The following is a 14077-nucleotide window of genomic DNA, read 5'->3' as shown; positions in this document are numbered from 1 at the left end:
TGCGCCAATTCCATGATAGCGCAAACATATAATAAAATTCAGGGGAGTAAATAAGCATGTACCGCATGATTGCCGGGGTCCTCGCAGGACTGTGCCTTGTCGCCACGCCCGCCTTAACACAACCCTCAGCCTCACCCCCCCCTCAGCCTTTGCGCTATGTCTGGAAGAATGCCGATATGCGCGGCGGCGGTTTCGTGCCGGGCCTTGTGTTTCATCCGACTGAACAGGGCCTGCTCTATGCCCGCACCGATATTGGCGGGGCCTACCGCTATGATCCGGCGCAAAACCGCTGGATACCGCTGCTCGATCATCTGGGGCGTGACGATGCCGCCCTGATGGGTGTCCTAAGCATCGGACTTGACCCGAAAAACCCTGACCTTGTCTATCTGGCGGGCGGGCTTTACACCCACGAAAGCGAATATAACCGCAAGGCGGCGCTGCTTATCTCTGCGGATCGCGGCACCACATGGAAGAAGACGGAACTGCCTTTTTATCTCGGTGGCAACGAAGACGGGCGTTCAACCGGCGAACGGCTGATTGTTGACCCGAACCTCAGCACCACCCTCTATCTCGGCACCAGCAAAAACGGCCTGTGGCAAAGCCTTGATTCCGGTCTGACCTGGCAAAAGACTGCCCTGCCCGCCAAACATATCCTGTTCGTCTTGGCGGACGAAAAAAGCCCGACGCTTTATGCCGGGGTCGAAGACCGGAATGGCCAAAGCCTCTATGTTTCCACCGATGCAGGCCAAAACTGGCAACCGGTCGCAGGTGCCCCGAAAAACCTGATGCCGCATCATGCCGAACGGGATGCCACCGGCAAGCTGTTCCTGACCTTTGGTAATAATCTGGGCCCCAACGGCGTCACCGATGGCGCGGTTAAAACCTATGACCCCGCTACCGGCAAATGGGACGACATTACCCCGCTTAAACCGGCAGGTGAAACCTTTGGCTATGCCGGCCTGACGCTTGACCGGAACAACCCCGGCACCTTACTTGTCTCCACGTTAAACCGTTGGGGGTCGGGCGATGAAATCTTCCGCTCGACCGACAACGGTAAATCGTGGAAACCCTTAAGCAAGGCCTCACACTTCAATACCTCTGATGCGCCCTGGCTTGTGCCCTTTTCGGGGGGCAGGCACGACCGCCTCGGTCACTGGATCGCTGACATTGAGATCGATCCCTTTAACCCTGACCGCAGTTTCTATGTCACCGGCTATGGCCTGTGGGAAAGCCGCACCCTGATCCACTTCGACAAGGGCGACAAACTTGAATGGCTGTTCACCAATCAAGGCCTTGAGGAGACCGCTCCGCTCGAACTCATCTCGCCCCCCAAAGGCGCACACCTTCTGAGCGCGCTCGGCGACATTGGCGGGTTCCGCCATGACGATCTGTTTGACGTCAAAGGTGCCACCTATTTCGACCCCAATGGCGGCAGCAACCGCAGCATCGACTTTGCCGAAGACAAGCCTGAAATCATTGTCCGCACGTCGGACAAACGCCCCTATGGCTATATATCCACTGATGGCGGCACAAACTGGCGCGGCTTCGCATCCCACCCCGAAACCATCAACGATCCGCAAAACCACGGCACGGAGACCATGGGCATAGCCATTAATGCCGATGCCTCACGCATTATGTGGATTCCCAAAAACTCGGTGCCTTATGTGTCGTCGGACTATGGCCAGACATGGGTGAAATCCACCGGCGCACCGCTCAACAGCGAAAGCCATATCTATCCGGTATCCGACCGCGTAAATCCGCTGAAATTCTACCTTTATGATAACCGCAAAAAGACCGTCTACTATAGCGAAGACGCTGGGACCTCGTTCAGGACAGGGTCAACCTCGATCATCGAATGGGGCAGCCGCATGCGCGCCGCCCCCAACAACGAAGGCCATTTGTGGCTGGGCGGCTGGAACGGCCTGAATGTCTCCGATGACGGCGGCAAGACCTTCTCGAATGTGCCGGGCTTTGAAACCGTCTGGGCCGTGACCTTCGGAGCCGGTGACCCCAAGGAAAACTATCCGGCACTGTTTGTCTGGGGCAAGCTGAATGGCCGCGAGGGTATCTATATGTCGCCGGATATCGGCGCACGCTGGGTCAGGTTGACCAATGACAAACAACAGTTCGGCGCACTCTATAGCTTTGTCGGCGATCCGCGCATTTTCGGCCGCCTCTATTTAGGCGTTGGCGGTCGCGGTATTATGGTAGGTGATTTTGTCCGCCCTTCGACGGATAGTACACCCCCCAGCCCGCAATAGATGACAGGAAACCTGCCTATGAATGCCCCCATCAAAGCCCCGCTCAAAGCCCTGATGCTGTCGCTCACGGCATTGGCCCTGCCCCTGTCATTACAGGCGGCACCGCGTTTTGCCCAGATTTTCGGTGACAATGCCGTGCTGCAACGCGACACACCGGTGACTATCTGGGGCTTTGCTGAGGCGGGCGAACCGGTCACCTTAAGCATCGGCACACAGACCCTGACCATCACCACTGACGCTACGGGGCGCTGGGAAGCCACCCTCACCCCGCTGGCCACCGGCACGACCTATACACTTAGCCTGAAAAACGGCCCGACCCTAAAAAACATCGTCGCCGGTGACGTCTTTCTTTGTTCGGGCCAATCGAACATGGAGTTCCAGACCCGTTACACCACCAATGCCCGTAACGAAATCCGCGACTCAGCCAACGACCATATCCGCTTTGTGACCCTCAATCGTGATGCCCGCGCCGGTGGCCCCCTGCGCGATCTGGACTATAAACCGGACTGGAACATCGCCTCACCTGACACCACAGGCGAAAGTTCTGCCGTCTGTTACTTCATGTCCAAAGCCCTGCACGCCAAAACCGGCGTCCCCGTCGGCATGATCCATTCCTCATGGGGCGGCACCGCCGCGCAGGCCTGGATCAGTCAGGACGGCCTGAGACAAACCGGCGACTACGCGCCGTCCCTCGAGATATTATCGCTCTATGCTACCGACCCCAAAGGCGCCGAGGCCAGATGGCGTGACCTGACCGTCAACTGGTGGGAAAAGAACGAGCCGGACGCCGCCGTTAAACGCACATGGGCCAGTACCCGTTTTGACGACAGCGATTGGGCCCGTGTCACCCCCACACGCCAGTGGGAGCACTGGGGCATACCGGAATTTGCTTTCTTTGATGGCGTGGTCTGGTTCCGCAACCATGTCACCCTGACCAAAGCTCAGGCAGACAACGCCGTGGCCATCGAAATCGGCGCAGTTGACGATGCCGACACCACCTATGTCAATGGCACACCGATTGGCGCAACCCAAAGCTGGAACAAATCCCGCCTCTATGATCTGCCCAAAGGCCTGCTCAAAAGTGGCAACAATATCATCGCCGTGCGCGCCTTTGATGGTGCCGGAGGCGGCGGCCTGTGGGGGCCAACGGATGCCCGCGCGGTCATCCTTAAGGACGGCACCCGTGTGCCTTTGCCTGCCGAATGGCGCTATAAGGTCTCGACCCCTCTGACCGGCCTTAAGGCCACACTACCGACCATGCCGTGGTTAGATACCTCCGGCCTGTCTCCCCTTTATAACGGTATGATCGCCCCTGTGGCGCCATATACCCTCAAGGGCGTGGCCTGGTATCAGGGCGAATCGAACGTCTATTCGCCCACCGAGTATGCCACCCTCCTGCCGACCCTGTTTGCCGACTGGCGCAAAGCTTTCCGTCAGCCTGACCTGCCGTTTGCCGTCGTGCATCTGGCCAATTTCGGCCCGGTCGCCACGGAACCGGTCACCTCCGGCTGGGCTGAACTGCGCGAGGTGCAGCGCCGCACCGTCAATGCTGACAAAAACGCCGTACTGGCCGTGTCGATCGATTTCGGCGACCGCGTAGACATCCACCCGTCACAGAAAAAAGTTGTCGGCGACCGTCTGGCATTGGGCTTACGCCGCATCGCCTATGGTGAAACTGTGGCCCTGAGTCCCGAACCGACCGGCGTCAAACGCTCAGGCTCGGACCTTGTCATCTCCTTTAACGACACTCAGGGCAGCCTGAAAACCTATAGCGCCGTTGTGGCTATCGGCTTTGAAACCTGTAACGCGCAAAACGCCTGCACCTATGCCGATGCCCGCGCCGAAGGCGACACCATCATTCTCAAAAACGCCCCCGTTGACGCCGTTAAGGTGCGCTACGCCTGGGCCGATTCTCCCTATATTAATCTCTATAGCGCCGGAGATCTGCCGGTTACCCCGTTTGAGATAGACATACCTAAATAGTCTGAGGAAATGTCTATGCGCCTGCTGGTAACTGCCCCCGCCTTTTGTCTTATGTCCGCGCTCGCCTTAACGGCCTGCGCGGATAAACCCGCGACCTCCGCACCCGCCCTGAGTGCCAGGGCATTTGAGGCGACCCTGACCCTTCCCGACATGCCCCTGCATGACCCGTTCATTGTCGCGGACAAACAAAGCCAGACCTATTATCTGTTCACCTCGAATATCGCGCGCGTCAGCGGCACAGAAGGTGTGGGCGTCATGGCTTACAAAAGCCGTGACCTGAAACACTGGTCGAAGGCCGAACTTGTCTTCAAACTGCCCGAAGGCATCTGGGCCGATGGTGGCGGCTGGGCCCCCGAAGTCCATGAATGGCAGGGCAAATATTATCTCTTTGTCACAGCCCACAACGAAGCCACCCCTAATGGCAAAAGCCCGCATACGGGCCGCGACCTTTACCGCCGCAGCACTATTCTGGCCGTATCCGACACGCTGGATGGCCCGTTCACCGTCATGCGCGACGCCGAACCGGTTGTACCCAAAGATATTCTCTCGCTTGATGGCACCCTGTTCAGAGACCCTGAAGGCAAGCCATGGATGGTCTATGCCCATGAATGGATTCAAACCCGCGACGGCGTCATGGCCGCCCTGCCGCTCAATGACGACCTGACCGCCAAAGGCCCGTCTGTTCCGTTGTTCAAAGGCTCGGACTCCGAATGGACAGCCCCGCAACAGGACGTAAAGGCCTATGTCACCGACGGGCCGCAGCTCAGGCGCACACAGGACGGATCACTGATCATGATCTGGTCAAGCTGGGGTAAGGACGGTTATTTCCAGACACAGGCCCGCTCTAAAACCGGAGATCTCAAGGGGCCTTGGGAGCAATTGCCCATGCTGCTCGGCCAAGGCTCCGGCCACGGCATGTTGTTTGACACCTTTGACGGCCAGCCGATGCTGATCGTGCACCGCCCTTTCGGTAACGCCCGTGGCAAGCTCTATGAGGTCGATGACACAGGCGACCGCATCGTCATCACCCGTCAGCGCGTTGATCTTGATCTCGACCCATCCCCCGTCCCCCCTTACAAACCCTAAAAAAATCTGAGGAAACCCCATGAACCAGACCCGACGCCAGATGCTGGGCAGCGCCGCCGCCCTAAGTGGGGCCGCAATCGCCGCCCAACCGGCCGCAGCACAGTCTTCAGCCTTTAAGCCATCATGGGAATCCTTAGGGGCCAGCTATCAGACGCCTGACTGGTTCAAAGACGCCAAGCTCGGCCTGTGGTCACACTGGGGGCCGCAATGCGTGCCGGAATCCGGCGACTGGTACGGGCGGCACATGTATATTCAGGGCCACTGGCAATATGACGCCCATATTCGCAAATACGGCCACCCCGCCCATTTCGGTTTCATGGAGATCATGAACCAATGGAAGGTCACCGAATGGGACCCTGAGGCACAGGTCAAACTGTTTCAGAATGCCGGTGCGAAATATATCGTTTCCATGGCGAACCACCATGACAATCTCGATATGTACGATTCCAAATTCCACAAGTGGAATACGCTGAATGTCGGGCCAAAGATGGATATTGTCGGCCGTTGGGAAAAGGCGGTTAAGGCCGCTGGCCTGCGCTTTGGCGTCTCGAACCACGCCGCCCATGCCTGGCACTGGTGGCAGACGGCCTACGGCTATGACCCCGAAGGCCCGATGCGCGGCGTACGTTATGACGCCGCCCGCCTGACCAAGGCCGATGGCAAGGGCAAGTGGTGGGAAGGTCTTGACCCTCAGGAACTCTATACCGGCACGCATGGCGACATGGTGCCTCCTGACGGCATTACCTCGATTGCCGACATGCAAGCCCATCACAATACCCACTCCGGCCAGTGGCTGGAGACCTCGCCCAACGCGTGGTACGCCAAACAATGGCTACTGCGTCAGAACGATCTGGTCGATAAATATAAGCCCGATTTCGTCTATTATGACAATTACGGCCTGCCGCTCGAGCAGGCGGGCCTTGACGCCACCGCCCACTTTTATAACCAGAACCGGAAATGGCATGACGGCAAACTTGAGGCCGTCGCTACGGGCAAAAAACTTGAGGACTGGCAGAAGCGCGCCATTGTCGATGATGTCGAACGTGGCTTCTCCGACCGCCTGCGTCAGGACTACTGGCAGACCTGCACGTGCCTTGGCGACTGGCACTATGATCGCGGCCTCTATGAACGCGATGGCTATAAAACCGCCAAGGACGTCATTCAGCGCCTGACCGATGTGGTCTCGAAAAACGGAAACATGCTTTTGTCAGTGCCTCAGCGCGGCTCAGGCGAGGTCGACGAAAAGGCCACCAAAATCCTGCAAGACATGGCGTCATGGATGGCGGTCAATGGTGAGGCGATTTTTGCCACCCGCGTCTGGAATATTTACGGCGAAGGCCCCGCCCGTTTCACCGAAGGCATGCAGAATGAAAGCGCTCAAAAAGGCTTCGGTCCTCAGGACATCCGCTACACCACCAGGGGCGACACGCTCTATGCCCTGGGGCAGGACTGGCCGGACAACGGCTTCATGAGCCTGACCGCCTTTGCCGAAGGTGCCCCCCAACGCAAGGGCAATATCGAACGCGTGGAACTTTTGGGCCATGGCGCACCGCTCGATTTCGGCCTGTCTGTTAACGGTCTGAATGTTCGCCTGCCGGATCAAAGGCCGACCTTCACACCGGTTCTGAAAATATCGGGTAGCGGACTCACATGAGTTCATTTAAAAAACCATGATAAAACTATGGAAACGCTGCTTAACTCATGACGCCGGCCCTTAACCGTTATCACGAACACCTCTGCGTCTATTTGCAGGCCATAGATACGCGTCAGAACCGATCCGCCCAGCCCCCGTCTCCATTCGCCTGTCCGTTACCCAAGCGCGACTGGTTTCAGTGGCTGGGCATCGATCCGAACCACCCCGAAAGCCTGCACCGTCCCGATTGATTAAATCCCTGCCCAGCGATACTATTCGAGCGATACTCAGGGGCGGGGTGATGACATGATACGCAGGCTAACGGCTTTTGTTTTATTGCTGGTTCTCGCCGCCCCTCAGGCCCGTGCCGAAGCCTACGAAGACACTCTGGGCTTTCACTTCGTCGTTTCCTCACAATCGGCCAGCGCAGGCGCGCATGGCACAGTCTATGCCCGTGGCGCTTTCGATAAAGACGCCCGCCCGCGCTTTCTGGACTTTGTCAAAACGCACAATATAGCGTGGGCAACGGTCGTGTTTGATTCCCCCGGCGGCAATCTGTTCGGCGGACTGGAACTCGGTGAAGTCATCCGTGACAAGGGCTTTGATACCGCCGTCGGCAATCCCGACGATACCGACAGCGCCTCAACGGCCATCTGCGCCAGCGCCTGTTCCTATGCCTTTGCGGGCGGCGTATATCGCTTCCTGACACGTGACAATCAACTTGGCCTGCACCAGTTTTCGACCCAAACCAATCAGGGCGACCTGGGTCAGGCCCAGACCATTACCGCCCTGATCGTCGATTATCTCGACCGTATGGGCGTTCAGTCTCAGGCCTATACAACCGCCGCCTTTACCAGCCATACCGACATAACCTGGCTGCCCCCCGCTCAGGCCCTGAAAATGCGTTTTGCCAATAACGGCAGACACATCACCACGGCCGAAATCAAGCTGGTCAATATGCTGCCCTATCTGCGTCTGGAACAGGTGCAGCATGATGTCACCGTCCGCACGGTATTCCTGTGTAACCAGCACCGCGAAGTCACCGTCACGGCGGGCATTGCCACCTCGCCCGAACTCACGCTCGCACAATATGAGTGGGCCAAACGCGCCTATCTGACCTTTGACGATCAGGAAACCCTTCCGCGCGAAGACAACCCCAATCTCGTACCCTTCGAAAGCGTCCTGTGGATCGTCCGTCAGTTGAGCAAGGAACAGGTCGCCGCCCTCAGTCAGACCCAAAGCCTTGGCCTGTGGATTGAGGCCGACAGTCGCGATTACCGTTGGGGGGCGAGCATGGAACTGGAGCCAGTCAGGGACAAGATCACCTACTTTGCCGATCAATGCTACAATCAGGACTTCTGATTACAGGCAAAAAAAACGCCCGCTGCCATAACTGACAACGGGCGTCTTTTTAAAATATACCGAACCTACGAATCCAGGAACGACCGCAGCTTGCGTGAGCGCGACGGATGCTTCAGCTTACGCAGCGCCTTGGCTTCAATCTGACGGATACGTTCGCGGGTAACCGAAAACTGCTGACCGACTTCCTCAAGGGTGTGGTCAGTGTTCATACCGATACCAAAGCGCATCCGCAGAACCCGCTCCTCACGTGGTGTCAGTGACGCCAGCACGCGGGTCGTGGTTTCACGCAGGTTAGACTGAATGGCCGCATCGATAGGCAGAACGGCATTCTTGTCTTCGATAAAATCACCGAGATGCGAATCTTCTTCATCCCCGATCGGCGTCTCAAGTGAGATCGGCTCCTTGGCGATTTTCAGAACCTTGCGCACCTTCTCAAGCGGCATGGCCAGCTTTTCCGCCAACTCTTCAGGCGTCGGTTCACGTCCGATTTCATGCAACATCTGACGCGAGGTACGTACGATCTTGTTGATCGTCTCGATCATGTGCACCGGAATACGGATGGTGCGCGCCTGATCGGCAATCGAGCGGGTGATAGCCTGCCGGATCCACCAGGTCGCATAGGTCGAGAACTTGTAACCGCGGCGATATTCAAACTTATCAACGGCCTTCATCAGGCCGATATTGCCTTCCTGAATGAGATCGAGGAACTGAAGACCACGGTTCGTATATTTCTTGGCAATCGAGATAACCAGACGCAAGTTAGCTTCGACCATTTCGGTCTTGGCCTGACGGGCTTCACGCTCGCCTTTTTGTACCGTCTGAACGATACGGCGGAAATCATCCACTGCCACGCCCATATCGGCCGCCAGTTGCGAGACTTCGCCACGGATACGGGCAATCGAAGGCCCTTCGAGGTCGACAAACTTCTGCCAGCGCACCCCAAGATCGCGCACCTTGTCCGTCCATTGCGGATCGAGTTCACGCGAATAGTAGTGCTGCAGGAATTCCTGACGCGAAATACCGTAGGAATCGGCCAGACGCAGCAGACGCCCCTCAAGGCTCATCAGACGCTTATTGATCGTATAGAGCTGCTCAACAAGGGCTTCGATCCGTTGGTTATTCAGCTTCAGCGTCTTAAGGTGACGCGTAATCGCTGCGGTCACCTCATCATAGGCCGCACGGTCAGCCGGATCGACCGCATGGCCTTCCAGCTTGGCGGTCAGAAGCTTTTCCTGCGCCCGACGATAGGTGGTTTCAAATTCCGCCGCAATGGCATCAAGGGTTTCCATAACCCCTTCGCGCAGTTCGGATTCCATGGCCGATACGGACGGGCCAGCGCCATCGTCAAAATCGTCCTCGTCCTCTTCTTCGGCCTCAGGCTTTTTCTCGGCTTCGTCGTGCGGAACGTAATCATCGTCCTCATCACCCGACTTTTCCTTAACCTCGACCGATACCGCCTTGGCGGGTTCCGGCGCCTTTATAACCGGTGCCGGGGCAGGTGCCGCGATAACGGTTGTATCCTCGGCTTCTTCCTCTTCCTCACCATTAAGCTGTGCCGCCGTCGGGCCGGCATCGGGGCCGCCACCATAGGTGCCTTCAAGGTCGATAATCTCGCGCAACAGGATACGACCGGACTCCAGTTCCTCGCGCCACACCATAATGGCTTCAAAGGTCAGCGCCGATTCGCACAGGCCACGGATCATGGTGTCCCGACCGGCCTCAATGCGCTTGGCAATGGCGATTTCGCCTTCGCGTGACAAAAGCTCAACCGAGCCCATTTCACGCAGGTACATACGCACCGGATCATCCGTGCGGTCATAGGCCGAGGTCTTGGCGGTTTCGACCACCGCACCGGCTTCTTCGCGCACGACAAGCTCGCCGCCCTCGGCCACGTCTTCTTCGGAATCGACGACATTGACGCCCATTTCGGTGAGCATGGCCAGGGTGTCTTCGATCTGCTCGGACGTGAACTCCTCGGAAGGCAGCACCTTGTTCAGCTCATCCATCGTCACATAGCCACGGGTCTTGGCCTGTTTGATGAATTTTTTGACGCCTGCATCGGTAAGGTCGAGCAAGGGGCCGTCAGAGGATGTTTCGGCTTCGGGTTTTTCCGTCGCTTGGCTCATTTATGTCTCCGCCGTGCGGCAAATACCGCGTCTGGCCTAATAATAACGAAGGTTTTCAACGAGAAATCAAGCTTATTCCGTCGTTGGTTCTTCAAAAATCTGTCCGCTTTTCAAGGCTTTCCGTAAGACATCGCGTTCCAGTTTGGTACGGGCGAAAATTTCTGCATCAAAACTCTGCATTGCGCCAGTCTTGGCAGAAATAAGGGCACGCTCCAGCGCTGTCAAACGCGCAAGCGCGTTAAACGCAGTCAGCCAACGGTTATGAGCATCCGCGAGTGATATGTCCTGTGCGAGGAATGGCGAAGCCGATCTGAGGGCTGCCGTCTGAATCCCGCCTAACAATGCGTCATAGCCTTGGTTTTTCAGATGGCGGTTAAGGGTCTGCCTGTCAAGAGGATCGTGGATAAAACTTGCCCCAACCACCGCTTTTGCCAGTCCTTCCAGCGCCGGATCGCCCAAACCATAGGTCTCCAGCGCCTCAACATGATCCGAAAGCCATTCGGGATGATCCAGCAAGCCTTGCGCCACGGCCGCACTTATGGGGTCAAGCGCCACAGACAGGGCCTTGGCCGCCCGTCCACCTTCGGGGGTGACATAGCTGGGCGGTTCGGCAAATCTGCCGCCCTTACCCTTCTGAAACGGCCGGTTCTGAAAATTCTGATTCTGAAAGCCGTTACGTGGCTGAAACCCCGCCCCTTGTGCAGGGGCAAACAGCCGGTCAAACCGCTCCAGCAAATCCTGCCGATAAGCTTCGGACAGATCCTTGTCCTCAATCTGCGCCGACAAGGCCCGCAACCGCTTCTTAAACCCGGCCTTGCGTTCCGGTGTATCGAGCGGTTCCAGCTCCTGCTCACGCTTAAACAGAACCTCGACAAAAGGCTGCGTAACCGTCAGCGCTTCCCTCAGGGCCAAAGCCCCCTTTTCCCGCAACAGGTCATCAGGGTCCTGCCCACCGGCAATCAGGCAGACCTTGAACGACTTCCCCGGCTTGAGTTTGGGCAAGGCACGATCCAGCGCCCGATTGGCAGCTCTTTGTCCCGCCCCGTCGCCGTCAAAACACAGGGTCGGCTCAGGATGCCTGCGCCATAATACATCGATCTGCTCTTCGGTCAGGGCCGTCCCCAGCGGGGCCACCGCCGCAATCTGCGCCCGCTGACAGGCCAGCACATCCATATAGCCCTCAACCACCACAAGATCGCCGCCACGGTTCTCCCCCATGATCTTCAACGCCTTGGGCAGGCCGTACAAAAGCGCTCCCTTGTGGAACAGCGGCGTTTCCGGCCCGTTAAGATACTTGGCCTTCTCATCAGGATTGAGCGCCCGCCCGCCGAACGACACGACCTTTGACCGCGCATCCTCAATCGGAAACATCAGCCGGTCACGGAAACGGTCATAGGGTGCCGAACCCTCAATCTGGATCAGCAGGCCGCATTCCACCAGTTCGGAGACCTTGGCCCCTTTTTGCACCAAGGCGTCCTTAAGGCCCGTGCGCTCCTTCGGTGCATAGCCGAGACCAAAATGCGCAATATCCGCATCCGTCAGGCCACGCTTTTGCAGATATTCCCGTGCCGCCATCGCCCCCGGCGACTTGTCATAAAGCCGCGCCGCAAACCATTTGGCCGCCAGTTCCATCCAGTCGGTCAGGGACTGGCGCTTCATTTCCGCCTGTGCGGCCTGCGGCGTTTGCACCGGCAGGGCCATGCCCGCCTCAAGCGCCAGCTTTTCGACCGCCTCCATAAAACTCAGGCGTTCGGTTTCCTGAAGGAAGGAAATAATGTCCCCGTGCTTGCCACTTGAGAAGTCGTGATAAAAACCCTTATCGTCATTGACATAGAAGGACGGCGTTTTTTCCTTGGAAAAAGGCGACAGCCCCGCCCATTCGCGACCCTGACGGCGCAGCTTCACTGTGCGGCCGATCACCTCGGAAGGCCGCAGACGGGATTTCAGTTCTTCTAAAAAATGATCATCGAAGCGCACGCCTTACATATACCCCTTTGTCCCACAAAGTTAAGGCATAAAACACCTGTTACCTCCTCCCCTGTTTACGGGGGAGGTGGCCAGCTTGTCTGGCCAGAGGGGACAAAAGGTGACTCTCAACTCTGATCTGCCTCGGGAGGGAGAGTGGGGCATCCTGCTTTTTTATCTCCTCCATCTTTCCCCTTGCGCTTTTCTTCTTTTTCGCGCCTCTGTCCCCCACAGACCCCCGAAGTGATACGTGCTAATAATACTGTGTATTTCGTGAACGGAATCACGTTGACCGCGCGGGGCATTATCCCTATGAGTCCCGCCGTTTATCTGCAATCTGCCCCATATGCGCCCCCAAGGAGAGTGAACCCCCATGTCCGTTGAACTGTTAAAAGGTGTAACCGGCGTTCTGGTTCTGGCCGATGGTACGGTCTATCAGGGTTTCGGCGCAGGCGCTGTCGGCGACACGCTCGGCGAAGTCTGCTTCAACACCGCCATGACCGGTTATCAGGAAATCCTGACCGACCCGTCCTATATGGATCAGATTGTGACCTTCACCTTCCCGCATGTCGGCAATGTCGGCGTCAATGCCGAAGACGTCGAACAACTGGGCAGCGATCCGAAAAACGCCGCCAAGGGTGCAATCTTCCGCGACGCCCCGACCCCGCCTGCCAACTGGCGTTCGGAACTGTCCTTCAATGAGTGGCTGGTGTCACGCGGCATTGTCGCCTTGTCGGGCATAGACACCCGCGCTCTGACACGTCGCATCCGTGAAAAAGGCATGCCGCATGGCGTTATTGCCCACGACCCCGAAGGTAAGTTCGACATTCCGGCCTTACAGAAAAAAGCCGCTGACTGGGCAGGCTTGGTCGGCCTTGATCTGGCCAAGGACGCCACAGTTGCTGAATCCGCTGCCTACACCACCAAGCAATGGACGTGGGCCGAAGGCTTCAAATCCAATGACGGCGGCGACTTCAACGTGGTCGTCATCGATTACGGTGTAAAGCAAAACATCCTGCGCGCCCTCAATGATGTCGGTGCCAGAATAAAGATCGTGCCCGCCAAAACCTCCGCCGAAGACATTCTGGCTTTGAAACCCGATGGCGTGCTTCTGTCGAACGGCCCCGGCGATCCGGCGGCGACCGGTGAATATGCCGTGCCTGAAATCAAGAAGATCGTGGCTTCCGGCGTGCCGGTATTTGGCATCTGCCTCGGTCACCAGCTTCTGGCGCTGGCCTTAGGTGCCAAAACCCTCAAGATGGAACAGGGCCACCACGGCGCCAACCACCCCGTAAAGGACATCACCACCTCAAAGGTCGAGATCGTGTCGATGAACCACGGCTTTGCCGTTGACCGCGACTCGCTGCCTGAGGGCGTAGTCGAAACGCACGTGTCCCTGTTTGACGGCACCAACTGCGGCATCGCACTGGCCAATGCACCGGTATTTTCGGTGCAGCACCACCCCGAAGCCTCCCCCGGCCCGATCGACTCCCTTTACCTGTTTGAACGCTTCGCCGACAACATCCGTAAAGCACGGGTTCCCGCCTAATTAGAGGTTGCTTTAGCGTCCCCAAGGCTCTAAAGCACCCCCTTAGCCTGAAAACAAAAATAGCCGCACCGGACAGTAAGTTTTACTGCCCGCTCTTTGTGCAAGCTTGTGT

The 14077-nt window shown here is 57.6% G+C and carries 9 protein-coding genes; 7 read left to right on the top strand and 2 right to left on the bottom strand.

What is annotated here, in order from left to right:
- The first annotated feature begins 65 nt into the window (after positions 1–65).
- From E5201_RS03240 to E5201_RS03215, 6 genes are read left to right on the top strand one after another with little or no spacing between them, the layout of a single operon-like run.
- Positions 66–2261, top strand: coding sequence for a WD40/YVTN/BNR-like repeat-containing protein (locus tag E5201_RS03240; protein WP_140984555.1), 2196 nt, complete (start codon positions 66–68; stop codon positions 2259–2261).
- A gap of 18 nt (positions 2262–2279) precedes the next feature.
- Positions 2280–4244, top strand: a complete 1965-nt coding sequence (locus E5201_RS03235) for a sialate O-acetylesterase (protein ID WP_140984554.1) — start codon at positions 2280–2282, stop codon at positions 4242–4244.
- 15 nt (positions 4245–4259) lie between these two features.
- Positions 4260–5330, top strand: coding sequence for a glycoside hydrolase family 43 protein (locus E5201_RS03230; RefSeq protein WP_219993537.1), 1071 nt, complete (start codon positions 4260–4262; stop codon positions 5328–5330).
- Between the two features lie 19 nt (positions 5331–5349).
- Positions 5350–6984: an alpha-L-fucosidase gene (locus tag E5201_RS03225; protein WP_140984553.1), complete on the top strand. Its 1635-nt coding sequence runs from the start codon at positions 5350–5352 to the stop codon at positions 6982–6984.
- A 47-nt stretch (positions 6985–7031) separates the two neighbouring features.
- The gene (locus E5201_RS03220; protein ID WP_140984552.1) at positions 7032–7214 is read left to right on the top strand and encodes a hypothetical protein; all 183 of its coding nucleotides are present in this window, start codon (positions 7032–7034) and stop codon (positions 7212–7214) included.
- A gap of 55 nt (positions 7215–7269) precedes the next feature.
- The gene (locus E5201_RS03215) at positions 7270–8325 is read left to right on the top strand and encodes a COG3904 family protein (RefSeq protein ID WP_140984551.1); all 1056 of its coding nucleotides are present in this window, start codon (positions 7270–7272) and stop codon (positions 8323–8325) included.
- 65 nt (positions 8326–8390) lie between these two features.
- On the opposite strand, the gene rpoD is transcribed toward E5201_RS03215, so the two are convergent.
- A complete protein-coding gene (gene rpoD / locus E5201_RS03210) occupies positions 8391–10451 on the bottom strand; it encodes an RNA polymerase sigma factor RpoD (RefSeq protein ID WP_140984550.1) in 2061 nt (686 codons plus the stop codon).
- A 72-nt stretch (positions 10452–10523) separates the two neighbouring features.
- Positions 10524–12428, bottom strand: a complete 1905-nt coding sequence (gene dnaG, locus E5201_RS03205) for a DNA primase (RefSeq protein WP_140984549.1) — start codon at positions 12426–12428, stop codon at positions 10524–10526.
- A gap of 361 nt (positions 12429–12789) precedes the next feature.
- Between dnaG and carA the strand changes: the two genes are divergently transcribed.
- Complete coding sequence (carA, locus tag E5201_RS03200; protein WP_140984548.1) at positions 12790–13965, top strand: glutamine-hydrolyzing carbamoyl-phosphate synthase small subunit; 1176 nt, start codon at positions 12790–12792, stop codon at positions 13963–13965.
- The last annotated feature ends 112 nt before the right edge of the window (positions 13966–14077 follow it).

It is taken from the genome of Asticcacaulis tiandongensis, assembly GCF_006475605.1.
Lineage (GTDB): Bacteria > Pseudomonadota > Alphaproteobacteria > Caulobacterales > Caulobacteraceae > Asticcacaulis > Asticcacaulis tiandongensis.
The sequence above is the reverse complement of the archived record's forward strand: the minus strand, read 5'-3'. Positions and strand labels throughout refer to the sequence as shown.

What these genes read in the sequence shown, in the direction of transcription:
- E5201_RS03240 (WP_140984555.1), top strand. Translation starts at nt 66, where the DNA reads ATGATTGCCGGGGTCCTCGCAGGACTGTGCCTTGTCGCCACGCCCGCC.
- E5201_RS03235 (WP_140984554.1), top strand. Translation starts at nt 2,280, where the DNA reads ATGAATGCCCCCATCAAAGCCCCGCTCAAAGCCCTGATGCTGTCGCTC.
- E5201_RS03230 (WP_219993537.1), top strand. Translation starts at nt 4,260, where the DNA reads ATGCGCCTGCTGGTAACTGCCCCCGCCTTTTGTCTTATGTCCGCGCTC.
- E5201_RS03225 (WP_140984553.1), top strand. Translation starts at nt 5,350, where the DNA reads ATGAACCAGACCCGACGCCAGATGCTGGGCAGCGCCGCCGCCCTAAGT.
- E5201_RS03220 (WP_140984552.1), top strand. Translation starts at nt 7,032, where the DNA reads ATGACGCCGGCCCTTAACCGTTATCACGAACACCTCTGCGTCTATTTG.
- E5201_RS03215 (WP_140984551.1), top strand. Translation starts at nt 7,270, where the DNA reads ATGATACGCAGGCTAACGGCTTTTGTTTTATTGCTGGTTCTCGCCGCC.
- rpoD (WP_140984550.1), bottom strand. Translation starts at nt 10,451, where the DNA reads ATGAGCCAAGCGACGGAAAAACCCGAAGCCGAAACATCCTCTGACGGC.
- carA (WP_140984548.1), top strand. Translation starts at nt 12,790, where the DNA reads ATGTCCGTTGAACTGTTAAAAGGTGTAACCGGCGTTCTGGTTCTGGCC.